The sequence below is a fragment of the Amycolatopsis thermoflava N1165 genome, assembly GCF_000473265.1.
GTDB classification, from domain to species: Bacteria; Actinomycetota; Actinomycetes; order Mycobacteriales; family Pseudonocardiaceae; genus Amycolatopsis_E; species Amycolatopsis_E thermoflava.
Genome location: NZ_KI421511.1, coordinates 2052293 through 2065291 on the forward strand (window position 1 = coordinate 2052293; position 12999 = coordinate 2065291).

A 12999-nucleotide genomic window follows, 5' to 3' on the forward strand; every position below is an offset into this window, starting at 1 on the left:
TCCTCTCTAGTTCCAGTTGACGGGTCCGGCCACAATCGAATGGCTGGTGAGCTTGCGGCCCAGGACGTCCTGCGCGGCGCGGGCGGCGTCGATGAGGCCGGGCAGCGACAGCCCGGTCTCGACGCCCATTTCGTGGAACATGCTGACCAGGTCCTCGGTCGCGATGTTGCCGGTCGACCCGGGCGGCACCGGGCAGCCGCCCAGCTCGCCGAAGCTGGACTCGAAGCTCGCGCACCCCGCTTCGAGCGCGGCGTACGCGTTGGCCAGGCCCTGCCCGCGGGTGTTGTGGAAGTGCGCGGTGACCTCGACACCGGGCAGCCGCTCCAGCGCGGCCGCGAAGAACTCCGAGACGTAGGCCGGGTTGGCCATGCCGGTGGTGTCGCCGAAGCCGATCTCGGTGGCGCCCGCCTCGGCGAACCGCTCCGCCAGGCCGAGCACGCGGTCCAGCTCGACCTTGCCCTCGTACGGACAGCCGAACGAGGTGGCGACCACGGCCGCGCAGTCCAGGCCCTCGCCGCGGATGCGGGCGGCCATCTTGTCGTTGTCGGCCATGGTCTCGGCCACGGTGCGGTTGACGTTGCGCTTGTTGTGCGTCTCCGAAGCCGACACGAAGATGGCCGCCTCGTGGAACTTCTCCCGCACCTTCAGGGCGTTGTCCAGGCCCCGGCTGTTCGGGATCAGCACCATCAACCGCACGTCGTCCGGTACGTCGATGCGATTCAGCACCTCGACGCCGTCGGCGAGCTGCGGGATGACGTCAGGACGCACGAAGCTCGCGACCTCGATCCGCTTGAGCCCGGCGGCGGCGAGCGCGTCGATCAGCCGCACCTTCTGCTCGGTGGGAATGTGCTCGGGTTCGTTCTGGAACCCGTCGCGCGGGCCGACTTCCCGGATGTGCACCCGGCTCGGTCGCGTCATGGGTGAGCTCCTTTCGACAGCGCTTCCCGGTGCTCGGGCGCGGCGATCGCGATGAGCCGGCGCGCGCGCTCCGCGAGGTCGCAGCCCCGCAGGTGTGCCGCGCCGTACTCGGTCACCACGACGTCCACATCGGACCGGGAGGTGGTGACGGCGCCGCCGTGCAGCGCCGGGACGATGGTGGAGTGCGTGCCGGAGCGGGCCCGCACGGTGATGATCGACCGGGCGCCGGTCAGCGACGCGGCGCGGGTGAAGTCGGCCTGCCCGCCCACCGCGCCGATGTAGACTCCGCGGCGGACCTCGGCGCCGACCTGCCCGGTCAGGTCGACCTCGATGGCGGAGTTGACCGACACCAGCGACCCGAGCCGGGACAGCACGGCCGGGGAGTGCGTGTAACTGGCCGGCCGGAACCGCACCGGCAGGTCCGGCAGCCGGTCGTACAGTTCGGCGGTGCCCAGCGCGGCGCCGGTGACGATGAGACCGTTGTCGATCTCCTTGCGGGCGCCGGTGAGCACCCCCTTCTCGACCAGCCTCAGCACCCCGTCGGAGATCATGCCGGAGTGGAACCCGAGGTCGGAGTGCCCGGCCAGGCAGTCCAGCACCGCGGCCGGCAGCGATCCCACCCCCATCTGCAGGGTGTCGCCGTCCTCGATCAGCTCCGCCACGTGCCGGGCGATCGCCGACTCGGCCTCGTCCGGCGCCTTGGCCGGCGCCTCGGCCAGCGGCCGGTCGGTCTCCACGGTCGCGGCGAAGCGCGACACCGGGATCCGGTCCGTGCCGGTGGTGGCGGGCATGCGGTGGTTGATCTCGGCGATCAGCACCGGGGTGTGGGCGACCGCGTCGGCGGCGTAGTCGGCGCCGACCCCGAGCGAGCACAGCCCCTTCGAGTCCGGCGGCGAGACCTGCACGAACCCCACGTCACAGGGCAGGGCGCGGTCGGCGAACATCGCGGGCAGCGCCGAGTAGTGGCACGGCACCACGGCGAGCCGCCCGGCCCGGCTGACCCGGCGCAGCTCGCCGAGCGCACCGTAGGACACCAGTGACAACTCCGGCGGCAGCTCCCGCGTCAGGCGCTGGTCCCACGTCAGGCCGCAGAACGCGCGGTGCGGGCCCAGCTCACCGATCTGGTCGAGCAGGGCGTGCACCAGGGGTGTCGGCTCGGCGCCGGCCTGGCCCCACCAGATCCCGGCGCCGGGCGGCACGTGCGGTGCGAGGTCGATCATCCGTCGAGCCGCTGGATCAGGGTGGCGGTGCCCAGACCGCCGCCGCAGCACATGGTGACCAGGCCGAGCTCGGCATCGCGGCGCTCCAGCTCGGCCAGGATCGTGGCGATCAGCCGCGAGCCGGTCGCGCCCACGGGGTGGCCGAGCGCGATGGCGCCGCCGTTGACGTTGACCCGGTCCATGTCCGGCTTCAGCTCACGCTCCCACGCCAGGACCACCGAGCTGAAGGCCTCGTTGACCTCGAACAGGTCGATGTCGTCGACGGTGAGACCGTTGCGTTCCAGCAGTTTCCGGGTCGCCGGGATGGGACCGGTGAGCATGATGATCGGGTCGACGCCGACGGTGGTCTGGTCGACGATCCGCGCCCGCACCCGCAGACCGTGCTCGGCCGCCGCCTCGCGGGATGCCAGCAGGACCGCGGCCGCCCCATCGGAAATCGGTGACGAACTGCCCGCGGTGATGCGGCCGTTCTCCTTGCGGAAGGCCGGTTTGAGCCCAGCGAGCTTCGCCGCGTCGGTACCGGGCCGCACGCTCTGGTCGCCGTGCAGGTCCCCGAAGGGCACCAGCTCCGCGTCGAAACGCCCGGCTTCCCAAGCCGCACTCGCGAGGCGGTGCGACCGCACCGCGAACTCGTCCATCTCCGCGCGGGAGATCTGCCAGCGATCGGCGATCAGTTCGGCGCTCTCCCCCTGGTGCACGAAGGAATACCGGTCACGCAGCTCGGCCGGCCACGGGTCGCCGTAGAGTTCGGAGATCTTGACCGGTGAGTCGATCGGCACGTGTCCCATGTGCTCGACACCGCCGGCGATCACGAGGTCGTGCGTGCCCGTGCCGACCAGCCCGGCGGCCATCTCGACCGCGGTCTGCGCCGAGCCGCACCGGCGGTCCAGCGTCACCGCCGGCACCTCGGGCGGATACCCGGCCTGCAGCCAGGCGTTGCGGCCGATGTTGCGGGACTGCTCACCGAACGGCGCGGTGCACCCGACAACCAGGTCCTCCACCGCACCAGGCGCAACGCCGGTGCGGGTCAGGAGTTCGCGGTAGCACGCGGCGAGCAGGGCGTTGGGGTGTGTGTCGCGGTACCAGCCGCGCTCGGGGTGCGACTTGCCGATCGGGGTGCGCACCGCCTCGGCGAGCAGGACCTCACGTCCGTGCCGCATCACATCACCGTCCCGCCGTCGACCGGCAGCACCTGGCCGGTGATGTACCCCGCCGCGGGCGAGGCCAGGAACACGAAACTGCCGGCGATCTCGTCGGGCGTGGCCCACCGGCCGAGCGGGATCCGCGCGAGCGTCTTGGCGGCGAGCTTCTCGTTGCTGCGGATGTTCTCCGTCATCGCCGTGGCGGCCAGCGGCGCCAGCGCGTTGACGGTGACCTGCTGCCGGGCCAGCTCCCGGGCCAGGGATTTGGTGAGGCCGATGATGCCTGCCTTGGCGGCGCCGTAGTTCGCCTGGCCGATCGTGCCGTCGATGCCTGCGGCCGACGTGACGTTGATGATCCGGCCGCTGCCGTCGTCCGGCAGGTAGGGCAGCACGGCCTGGCTGCACACGAAGCTGCCCACGAGGTGGATGTCGACGATCCGGCGGAACGCCTCCTCGGTCAGCTTCGGAAACATCGCCGGCGCGATCGCACCGGCGTTGTTGACCAGGATGTGCAGTTTGCCGTCCGCGAGTGCCGCGGCCTGCTTCGCCGCTTCCGCCGCCGCCGCCGAGTCGCGGACGTCGAGTGCGCGGTACTCGGCCGCGTCCCCGATGCCGTCGGCGGTCGCCTTGGCGGCCTGCTCGTCGATGTCGGTGACGAGCACGCGCGCCCCCGCCGCGGCGAACGCCCTGGCGACGGCGGCGCCGATGCCCCCGCCCGCACCGGTGACGAGGGCGGATCGGTCGTCGAGTCGGAACATCAGTAGCTCCTCGGCAGTCCGAGCACGTGCGAGCCGAGGTAGTTGAGCACCATCTCCTGGCTCAGCGGTGCGATCTTGAGCAGGCGGGCCTCTCGGAAGTACCGCGCCACGTGGTACTCCTCCGAGTAGCCCATGCCGCCGTGGGTCTGCAGTGCGCGGTCGGCGGCCTGGAAACCGGCGTCGGCGCACAGGTACTTCGCCGTGTTCGCCTCGCGGCCGCACGGTTTGCCGTTGTCGTAGAGCCAGGTCGCCTTGCGCAGCGCCAGTTCCGCGGCGTCCAGCCGCGCCAGCGAGTCGGCGAGCGGGAACTGCAGGCCCTGGTTCATCCCGATCGGGCGGCCGAAGACCTCGCGTTCGTTGCCGTAGCGGACGGCGGCCCGCAGCGCGGCGCGGCCGAGGCCGAGCGCTTCGGCGGCCACCAGCATCCGTTCCGGGTTGAGGCCGTCCAGGATGTAGCGGAAACCCTGGCCCTCCTCGCCGACGCGGTCCTCCACCGGGATCCGCAGGTCGTCGATGAACAGCTCGTTGGAGGTGACGGCGTTGCGGCCCATCTTCCGGATCGGGCGGATGTCCACCTTCGACCGGTCGAGGTCGGTGAGGAACAGCGTGAGGCCGTCGGTCTTCTTCCGCACGTCCTCGAACTTCGTGGTCCGGGTCAGCAGCAGGATCTTCTCCGACTCCATCGCCTTGGAGATCCACACCTTGCGGCCGTTGACCACGTATTCGTCGCCCTCGCGTCGGGCGAAGGTGGTGATGCGGGTCGTGTCGAGGCCCGCGCCCGGTTCGGTGACGCCGAAGCACACGTGCAGGTCGCCGTTGACGATCCGGGGCAGCGTGCGGCGCTTGAGCTCCTCGGAACCGTGCACGATCACCGGGTGCATCCCGAAGATCGACAGGTGCATCGAGCTGGCCGCGTTCATCCCGCCACCGGAGGCGGACACCTCCTCCAGCAGCAGCGCGGCCTCGGTGATGCCGTACCCGTGCCCGCCGTACTCCTCCGGGGTGGTGATTCCGAGCCAGCCACCCTGCGCGAACGCGTTGTAGAACTCGGTCGGGAACTCCTTCGCCGCGTCCTTCTCCAGCCAGTACTGGTCGTCGAACTTCCCGGCCAGCTCGGCCACCGCCTGGCGAATGGTCGCCTGGTCCTCGGTCAGTGCAAAGTCCACCGCGTTCTCCCACCCGACATTGGATTTGGCCCAACTATACCAAAGGACTGACCAAAACCATAGCGCTGCGAATCACGCCGCGGGAACCAGGGGCAACGTCGCCGCCAGCCGCTCGTTCCACACCGACGACGACCCGGACAGGCGGCCGTTGAGCTTGGCGCGCTTGTAGAACAGCTGCAGGTCGTGCTCCCACGTGTAACCGATGGCGCCGTGCAGGGTGAGCGCGCTGTCCGCCACGCCGGCGGCCGCCTCGCACACCTGCGCCTTCGCCGCCGCCGCGTGCAGCGCGTAGTCCTCGTGTTCCTGCTCCACCGACGCGGCCGCGTAGTAGACGAGCGTGCGCGCGGACTCGACGGCCACGAGCATGGTCGCGGCGGCATGCTTGACCGCCTGGAACGACCCGATCGGCACGCCGAACTGCTCGCGCTGCTTGCTGTACTCGACGGCGAGTTCCAGCATCCGCTCGGCCGCGCCGAGGCTGTCCGCGGCGACCAGAACCGCCGAGCGCAGCGCGACGCGCGCGAGGTCCGCCGCGCCCAGTTCCGTCCCGCGGGCGCCGTCGAACGTGACATCAGCGACAGACCGGCTGCGGTCCAGCAGGGCCCGTTTCGTCAAGCGCGCGTCCGCGGCGTCGACGAGGTACAGCCGCCCACCGGACGGCACCGCGAACTTCGCCGCCCGCTCCGCACCGAGGACAAGCGGCACCGTCCCGCTCAGGACACCGTCGGCCACCTGGACCGGACCGGCAATATCTGCCGGCTTGTCCGAATTCACCGCCAGAACGGCGAATTCACCCCGCGTCAGCGACGCCTCCGCCACTTCGGCCGGCAGCACGGGTGCGGCCAGCACGGAGGCCAGCCACGCCGAGGACGGCGCCGCCGTACGGCCGAGCTGCTCCGAAGCCAGCGCGAGTTCGAGCAGTCCCCCGCCCTGCCCGCCCGCGGATTCCGGAGTGCCCACGGAGAACCAGCCCTCCTCGACGAACCGCCGCTCGAACGGAGCGGGATCACCGGTGTCGAGCCATCCGCGCACCGCCTCGGATGAGGCGAACCGGTCGAGCCAGCCCCGGAACGTGTCCCGGAACAGCTCCTGGTCTTCGGTCAACGTCCAACGCATGCTCGTGCCTTTCACCGGTGACGTCACGATGCTGGTTCAATACGTCGCGAACCTGGGAAAAATGGTAACTTAGGTCAGACCTTTAGGCCAAAATGTGGGGAGACTGACATGGCGGGCACACGCCCTGCGGCGACCAACGGCACGCGCTCCGCGGTGCGCCTGACACCCATGGAGGTACCGAAGGCGTCCGACGTGCTGGCCGACGACCTGCGGGAACGCATCCTGGAGGGCGAGTTCGAAGAAGGCACCGCCCTGCCCACCGAACGCGAGCTGGTCGCCCAGACCCAGATGTCCCGCACCACGGTGCGCGAGGCCCTGCGGATCCTCGAGGTCCAGGGCCTGGTCCGCATCAAGGCCGGCCGCGGGGGCGGCGCGTTCGTGCAGCGCCCGGGCCGCGACTCGGTCGCCAGCTCGGTCGGGCTGCTCATCCGCGGCCAGAAGGTGCGGCTGGCCGCCCTGCTGGAGACCCGCGAAGCCATCGAGCCCTACTGCGCCAAGCTCGCCGCCCAGCACCGCACGGACGCCGACCTCGCTCGGCTCGACGCGGCGAACGAAGCCATCGCCGACGAGAACGGCAGCCTCGCCGAGTTCCTGCAGGCCAACGTCGACTGGCACGTCGCCGTCGCCACCGCCAGCCACAACGAGCTGCTGGCCGGCCTGATGACGGCGCTGTCCACGGCGATCTACGCGGCGACGGAGAACGAGGCCTTCGTGGACGACGAGGTGCGCCGCACCACCGTCAAGGCGCACAAGTCGATCACCGCGGCGATCCGGGCCCAGGACCCGGATGCCGCGGTGCGCCGCATGAACCGGCACGTGCATTCCTACGCCGAGGCCGTGCTCGAGGTCGAAGAACGCACGGAGATCCCGGTCCCCGGCGAGAGCTGACGGGTCACGAGCCGACCAGGGCCCGGATTTCCCCGACCGCCTCCGGGTTCTCCGCGCCGGAGAGGTCACCGGGATCGGTGCCCAGCACCGCCGCCCGCACCGCCCGCCGGAGGATCTTCGCCGACCGGGTCTTGGGCAGCTGCGCCACGCGGTGCACGACCGCGGGTGCGAACGGTTTGCCCAGCTCCTCGGCCACCATCTCACGCAGCTTGGCCGACACGTCCTCGCCCGCGCCCGGGCGGGGAACCCAGAACGCCCACACCGCTTCGCCCTTCTTGGCGTCCGGGACACCGACCGCCGCGGCCTCGGCGACCGCCGGGTGCGTGGCCATCACCGCCTCCACCTCGGCCGGGGCGAGCCGTTTGCCTGCGATGTTCATGACGTCGTCAGAGCGCCCGCGGATGAACCACTGACCGTCCTCGACGAGGGCGTAGTCGCCGTGCCGCCACATCCCGGAGAAGGTCGACCAGTACGCCTCCAGGTAGCGGTCGTCGTCCTTCCAGACCCCGCGGGTCATCGCGGGCCACGGCTGACGGCACACCAGCTCGCCGATCTCACCACGGACCGGCCGTCCCTCGTCGTCGACCACGTCGACGTCCATGCCCAGCGACGGCCCACCGAGCGAGCAGCTGCGGATCGGCTCGACCGGGTAGGGCGCGAGGAACGAGCCGCCCACCTCGGTGCCGCCGGAGAAGTTGATGATCGGCACCCGCCCGCCGAACACGTCGCGGGCCAGCCATTCGTAGGAGTCCGGGTCCCAGGGCTCCCCCGTCGACCCGAGCACGTGCACCGCGGACAGGTCGAACGCGCTCAGATCGGTGGCCTCGTTCGTGCGCAACGTCCGGATGAGCGTCGGCGACACGCCGAGCATGCTGACCCGATGACGTTCGGCCAGGAGCCACAACCGGTCCAGGCCCGGCACGTCCGGCGAACCCTCGTAGAGCAGCAAAGTCCCGCCGTTGGCGTGGGTGCCGAAGATCGACAACGGCCCCATGATCCAGCCCATGTCGGTCACCCAGCAGAAGACGCCGCCCGGCTTCAGGTCGAAGGAGTAGGCGACCTCGCTCGCCGTCTTGACCAGGAACCCGGCGTGGGTGTGCACCGCCCCCTTGGGTTTGCCGGTGGTGCCGGAGGTGTAGGCGAGCAGCAGGGTGTCGGTGGCGCGCATCGCCTCGACCGGGCCGGGATCGCCGGAGGGCAGCTGCGACCAGAGCACGTCCCGCGGCGTGGCGGCTTTCGGCTCGTCGTCGAGGTTGGCGACGAGCACCACGTGTCGCACCGCCGGGCAGGACTCGAGCGCCTCGTCGAGCAGCGGTTTCATGGCCACCGCACGGCGACGGCGCACGGTGCCGTCGGCCACGATGACGGCCTTGGCGTCGGCGTCCTGCAGGCGCGAGGCGATCGCGGTCGGCGCGAAACCGGAGAACAACGGCACCAGCACCGCGCCCAGGCGGGCGATCGCGTAGCAGGCGACAACGGCCTCGGGAACCATCGGCAGGAACAGCCCGACCGCATCGCCGCGGCCGATGCCCAGCGCGCGCAACCCGGCCGCCACTCGCTCGACCTCACCGGCCAGCTCGCCGAAGGTGAGGCTGCGGACGGTGCCGTCCTCCGCCTCGTGCACCACGGCCGCCCGGTCCGGCGATTCCTGGGCCCACCGGGTCAGGCACGCGTCGGCGATGTTCAGCTCGCCGCCGGGAAACCAGTCCGGCCATTCGATCCCGCGCGAGGTGTCCACCACGCGCGAGTACGGCGTGCGGAACAACAGACCGAGATCGCGCACGACCGCGTCCCAGTACCACTCGATGTCGGCGACCGAACGGGCCCGCAGCTCGGCCAGTGAACCGATGCCGTGCGCCCGGGCCAGGCGGGTGACGTTCGCGTGCTCGACGTAGTCGTCGGTGGGCAGCCAGGTGTAGACCACGATGTCAGCTCCTCGGCATGCCGAGCATCCGCTCGGCGACGATGTTGCGCTGGATGAAGGTGGAGCCGCCGGCGATGGCGGTGCCGCGGGCCTGGTAGGTCAGCCGCAGCCACCTCGAGGCCTCGGCGAGCTCGTCGTCGAGCCCGAACTGGTCACCGAGGGGCTCCAGGGAAAGCCGGAAATCGGCCAGGTCCTCCACCAGGGGGCAGAAGTACAGCTTGCCGATCGAGGTGACCGGCCCCGGTGGACCGCCTTCCGCGGCGAGGGTGACCACGCGCTGGCCGATGAGCCGGTGGGTCAGGGCGCGGCCGTAGAGGTCGGCCACCTTCTGCCGGATCAGCCGGTCCGCGCCCAGGGGACGGCCGTCCTCGCCGGTGCGCCCGGCGACGTCGGCGATGATGTCGGCGACGGCCCGGGTCGTGTTGACACGGCCGGTCGCGATCGCGACCCGCTCGTAGCCGAGCGTGGCCATCGCGACCCGCCAGCCTCCGTCGACCTCCCCCACGACCAGGTCGTCGGGGACGAACACGTTGTCCAGGAAGACCTCGTTGAACTCGGCCTCACCCAGCATGTGTGCCAGCGGCCGGACCGTGACCCCCTCGCTGTCCATCGGCAGCAGGAAGAACGTGATGCCCTTGTGCCGCGGACCGCCCCCGGTCCGGGCCAGCAGGATGGCGTGCGCGGCGAGCTGCGCCCGGCTGGTCCAGATCTTCTGGCCGTCGATGCGCCAGCCACCGTCCACCTTGGTCGCCCTCGTGCGCAGCGACGCCAGGTCGGAGCCGGACTCCGGCTCGGAGAACAGCTGGCACCAGATCTCCTCGCCGGTCAGGATGGGGCGCAGGAACCGCTCCTTCTGCGCCTCCGTGCCGAAATCGGCGATCGTGGGTCCGGCGAAGTCCTCACCGATGATGTTGAGCCGTTCCGGCGCGCCGGCCCGGTCGGTCTCCTCGGTGAACACCGCGCGCAGCTTCTCGTCCACGCCGCAGCCGCCGTACTCCTTCGGCCACGTCAGCCCGGCGTACCCGGCATCGAACAGCATCTGCTGCCACTGCCGCCAGAACGGCAGTTTGTCCTCCAGCCCGGGCGGTTCGGGCCACGGCAACTTCGGCAATGCACTGGAGAGCCAGTCCCTGATCTCAGCCCGGAAGCGCGCCTCCTCGGGCGAGTCCGCGAGGTCCATGTCCCACCCTTCCCGTCGTTTCGGGCCAATGATACTATAGGTCAGACCAAAGAGGGAGGTATGGTGGACATCCTCGACGAAGTCGCCTTCGACGTGGAACGTGGCAAGATCCGGGAGTTCGCCCGGGCCACCCGCGCCGGGGATCCGGTGCACACCGACGCCCGAGCCGCGCGGGCCGCCGGGTTTCCGGACGTTCCCGCCACCGCCACCCACGTGGTCGTCGCCGGGCACCACCGCGACCAGCGGGCGTTCGTGGCGAAACTGGGGCTGGCCTTCGACCGGATCGTCGTGGGCTCGGTGAAATGGACCTACTTCCGGCCCCTGTGCGCGGGGGACTCGCTGCACGGCGTACGGCGCGTGGCCGAAGACGTGCGCAAGCGCGGAATGCGCTTCGTGACCCTGGAGACGGACTACGTCGACAACGCCGGCGAGTGCGCGGTCCGCGTGCGCGAGGTCCTGATCGAGCGAGGACAGCGATGAGAGCGCCCGTCACCGCCGTGCCCGGCCGGTCACTCCCGGAGCGGGAGGTCGGGCCGGTAACCCAGACCGACATCGTCCGGTTCGCCGGCGCGGGCGGCGACTTCAACCCGCTGCACCACGATCCGGAGTTCGCCCGGAGGGCCGGGTTCCCCGGCGTGCTCGCGATGGGCCAGATGCAGGCCGGCATGCTCGCCGCGTGGCTGACCGACTGGTGCGGGGTGGAACACCTGCGCGAGTACGAGGTCCGGTTCGTCGCGCCGGTGTTCCTGGGCGCGGTGCTGCGGTTCTCCGGGGAGGTCACCGAAGTGACCGACGGGGTGGCGGCGCTGGCCCTGCGGGCGCGCGACGGCGAGACCGAGGTCCTGCGCGCGACCGCCCGCGTCGTCGTCGCCTGAACCGCCCTCAACCGGCTCCGGATCGCGCGGCGCCCGCGAGTCCTCACCGTGGACCAGCGGGCGCCACCGGCTCCGCGATCACACCGTCGTCTCGGCGTCGTTCAGCTTGGCCGCGATGTCGGCGCGCAGCCGGTGCTTCTGGATCTTGCCGGTCGCCGTCATCGGCAGCTCGGGCACGACCTCCAGGCGTTCCGGCATCTTCTGGATCGCCAGCCCCTGCCCGAGCAGGAACTCCTTGATCTCCTCCAGCGTCACGTCCTCGTGGCCCGGCCGGGGCACGAGGTAGAGGCAGATCCGCTCGCCGAGCCGCCGGTCCGGCATGCCGACCACCGCGCACGCCGCGACGGCCGGGTGCCCGGTCAACAGGTCCTCGACCTGCCGCACGCTGATGTTCATGCCGCCACGGATCACGATGTCCTTCAGCCGTCCGGTGACGCGGATGTACCCGTCCTCGTCCATCACGCCGAGGTCGCCGGAGCGCGAATAGCCGTCGGGGGTGAACAACGCGGCCGTCTCGGTGGGGTTGCCGATGTATTCGAGCATGTGCATCGGGCCGCGGTAGGCGATGTCGCCCTCCTGGCCGCGCGACACCTCCTCCCCCAGCGCGTCGACGATCTTCACCGAGCTACCGGGCAGCACCCGGCCGTCGGAGGTCAGCGAGCGGGCCGGGTCGTCTTCGATCGTGCACATGGTCGTGGTGACGTTCTCGGTGCGGCCGTAGAGGCTGAGGATCCGGCAGTCCGGCAGGAGTTCCCGCGCCTGCTCGACGAAAGCGGCCGGGATCGGCGCGCCCGCGGCGACCCACAGTCGCATGCTGCCCGCGTCGTGTCTGCCGGGTTCGTAGACGTCCATCAGCATCTGCAGGAACGTGGTCGCCGTGACGGCCACCGTGCAGCCGAACTCGCGGATCCGCTCCAGTCCGGCCCGGGGCTCCCACACCTCCATGATGTGCGAAGCCGCGCCGTGCATCAGCGGCAGCAGGATGCTGGTGACCAGGCCCGTGGTGTGCGTGACCGGGGACGGTCCGAACTGGACGTCGGTGTCGGTGTAGCCGAACCCCTGTGCCAGCAACCGGGAGCCGCACGCCATCGCGTTGAACGTGTGCAGGCAGCCCTTCGGCCGTGAAGTCGTGCCCGAACTGTAGACGATCACGAAGTGGTCGTCGGGACCCACACCGGGGCCGATCTCCGCGGCAGCCGCCTCGGGCCCGACATCGGCGAACAGCTCCGTGAACGGCGTGGCGCCCTCGGCCTCGCCGCGCACCACGACGACGGTTTCCAGATCCGGCACGTCCTGCTGGATCCGGCCGAACATCGCGGCGTGATCGAACTTCTTGAAGGTGTGGCAGGTGATCGCCATGCGGGCGCCGCAGTTGCGCACGATGTAGCCGACCTCGTCGAGGCGGTAGATCGGCATGATCGGGACCATGACGGCGCCGAGCCGGGACAACGCCACGGCGATCTGCCCGAACTCGGCCCAGTTCGGTATCTGCACGCACACCCGGTCGCCGCGCCCGACACCGGCGCGGCGCAGCCCGGCGGCCAGGCGCAATGCGCTGTCGCGCAGCTCCCGGAAGGTGATCGCGCGGGTGCCGTCGGTCAGGAAGACCTTGTCCGGACGGGCTTCCACCTGCTGCTCCAGCAAGTCGAACAGAGTCTCCTCGCGCCAGCGGCCGGTGGCGTAGAACTGCTCGATCTCCTCGGCCGAATAACGATCCGTGACCCGCGCGAACGTCATGAGCGATCTTCCTTGATCTGGGAGAAGGACAAGGCCCGAACCGGTCCAACATTAATATTGTTGGACCAAAAAAGC

The 12999-nt window shown here is 70.7% G+C and carries 12 protein-coding genes; 3 read left to right on the forward strand and 9 right to left on the reverse strand.

Annotation, left to right across the window (positions count from 1 at the left end; genetic code table 11):
* Positions 1-6 precede the first annotated feature (6 nt).
* The 6 genes from AMYTH_RS0110265 to AMYTH_RS0110290 form a co-directional block, all read right to left on the reverse strand.
* Positions 7-918 (reverse strand): hydroxymethylglutaryl-CoA lyase, encoded by a 912-nt coding sequence (locus tag AMYTH_RS0110265; RefSeq protein ID WP_027930242.1) that lies wholly within the window; start codon positions 916-918, stop codon positions 7-9.
* Positions 915-2138 (reverse strand): acetyl-CoA hydrolase/transferase family protein, encoded by a 1224-nt coding sequence (locus tag AMYTH_RS0110270; RefSeq protein ID WP_027930243.1) that lies wholly within the window; start codon positions 2136-2138, stop codon positions 915-917. The genes AMYTH_RS0110265 and AMYTH_RS0110270 overlap by 4 nt, the downstream gene beginning before the upstream one ends.
* Positions 2135-3298 (reverse strand): thiolase family protein, encoded by a 1164-nt coding sequence (locus AMYTH_RS0110275; RefSeq protein ID WP_037322486.1) that lies wholly within the window; start codon positions 3296-3298, stop codon positions 2135-2137. The genes AMYTH_RS0110270 and AMYTH_RS0110275 overlap by 4 nt, the downstream gene beginning before the upstream one ends.
* Positions 3298-4038 carry an SDR family NAD(P)-dependent oxidoreductase gene (locus tag AMYTH_RS0110280; RefSeq protein WP_027930245.1) on the reverse strand — a complete coding sequence of 247 codons (741 nt, stop codon included), beginning with the start codon at positions 4036-4038 and terminating at the stop codon, positions 3298-3300. The genes AMYTH_RS0110275 and AMYTH_RS0110280 overlap by 1 nt, the downstream gene beginning before the upstream one ends.
* Positions 4038-5204, reverse strand: coding sequence for an acyl-CoA dehydrogenase family protein (locus AMYTH_RS0110285; RefSeq protein ID WP_027930246.1), 1167 nt, complete (start codon positions 5202-5204; stop codon positions 4038-4040). Before AMYTH_RS0110285 ends, AMYTH_RS0110280 begins: the two co-directional genes overlap by 1 nt.
* Positions 5205-5276: 72 nt before the next feature.
* The gene (locus tag AMYTH_RS0110290) at positions 5277-6320 is read right to left on the reverse strand and encodes an acyl-CoA dehydrogenase family protein (RefSeq protein WP_027930247.1); all 1044 of its coding nucleotides are present in this window, start codon (positions 6318-6320) and stop codon (positions 5277-5279) included.
* A gap of 108 nt (positions 6321-6428) precedes the next feature.
* On the opposite strand from AMYTH_RS0110290, the gene AMYTH_RS0110295 reads away from it, so the two are divergent.
* On the forward strand, positions 6429-7208 hold the full coding sequence (locus AMYTH_RS0110295; protein ID WP_208722593.1) for a FadR/GntR family transcriptional regulator: 780 nt from the start codon (positions 6429-6431) through the stop codon (positions 7206-7208).
* Between the two features lie 4 nt (positions 7209-7212).
* On the opposite strand, the gene AMYTH_RS0110300 is transcribed toward AMYTH_RS0110295, so the two are convergent.
* Positions 7213-9132 carry an AMP-binding protein gene (locus AMYTH_RS0110300; protein ID WP_228684689.1) on the reverse strand — a complete coding sequence of 640 codons (1920 nt, stop codon included), beginning with the start codon at positions 9130-9132 and terminating at the stop codon, positions 7213-7215.
* Between the two features lie 4 nt (positions 9133-9136).
* Complete coding sequence (locus AMYTH_RS0110305; RefSeq protein ID WP_027930250.1) at positions 9137-10312, reverse strand: acyl-CoA dehydrogenase family protein; 1176 nt, start codon at positions 10310-10312, stop codon at positions 9137-9139.
* Positions 10313-10372: 60 nt separating this feature from the next.
* Here AMYTH_RS0110305 and AMYTH_RS0110310 point away from each other — a divergent pair, with 60 nt between their 5' ends.
* A complete protein-coding gene (locus AMYTH_RS0110310) occupies positions 10373-10792 on the forward strand; it encodes an FAS1-like dehydratase domain-containing protein (protein ID WP_027930251.1) in 420 nt (139 codons plus the stop codon).
* Entirely contained in the window at positions 10789-11187 is a 399-nt protein-coding gene (locus AMYTH_RS0110315; RefSeq protein ID WP_027930252.1) for a MaoC family dehydratase, read from the forward strand. The genes AMYTH_RS0110310 and AMYTH_RS0110315 overlap by 4 nt, the downstream gene beginning before the upstream one ends.
* Positions 11188-11265: 78 nt before the next feature.
* Here the strand turns inward: AMYTH_RS0110315 and AMYTH_RS0110320 are convergent, their stop codons facing one another.
* Positions 11266-12924: an AMP-binding protein gene (locus AMYTH_RS0110320; RefSeq protein WP_027930253.1), complete on the reverse strand. Its 1659-nt coding sequence runs from the start codon at positions 12922-12924 to the stop codon at positions 11266-11268.
* Positions 12925-12999: the final 75 nt, after the last annotated feature.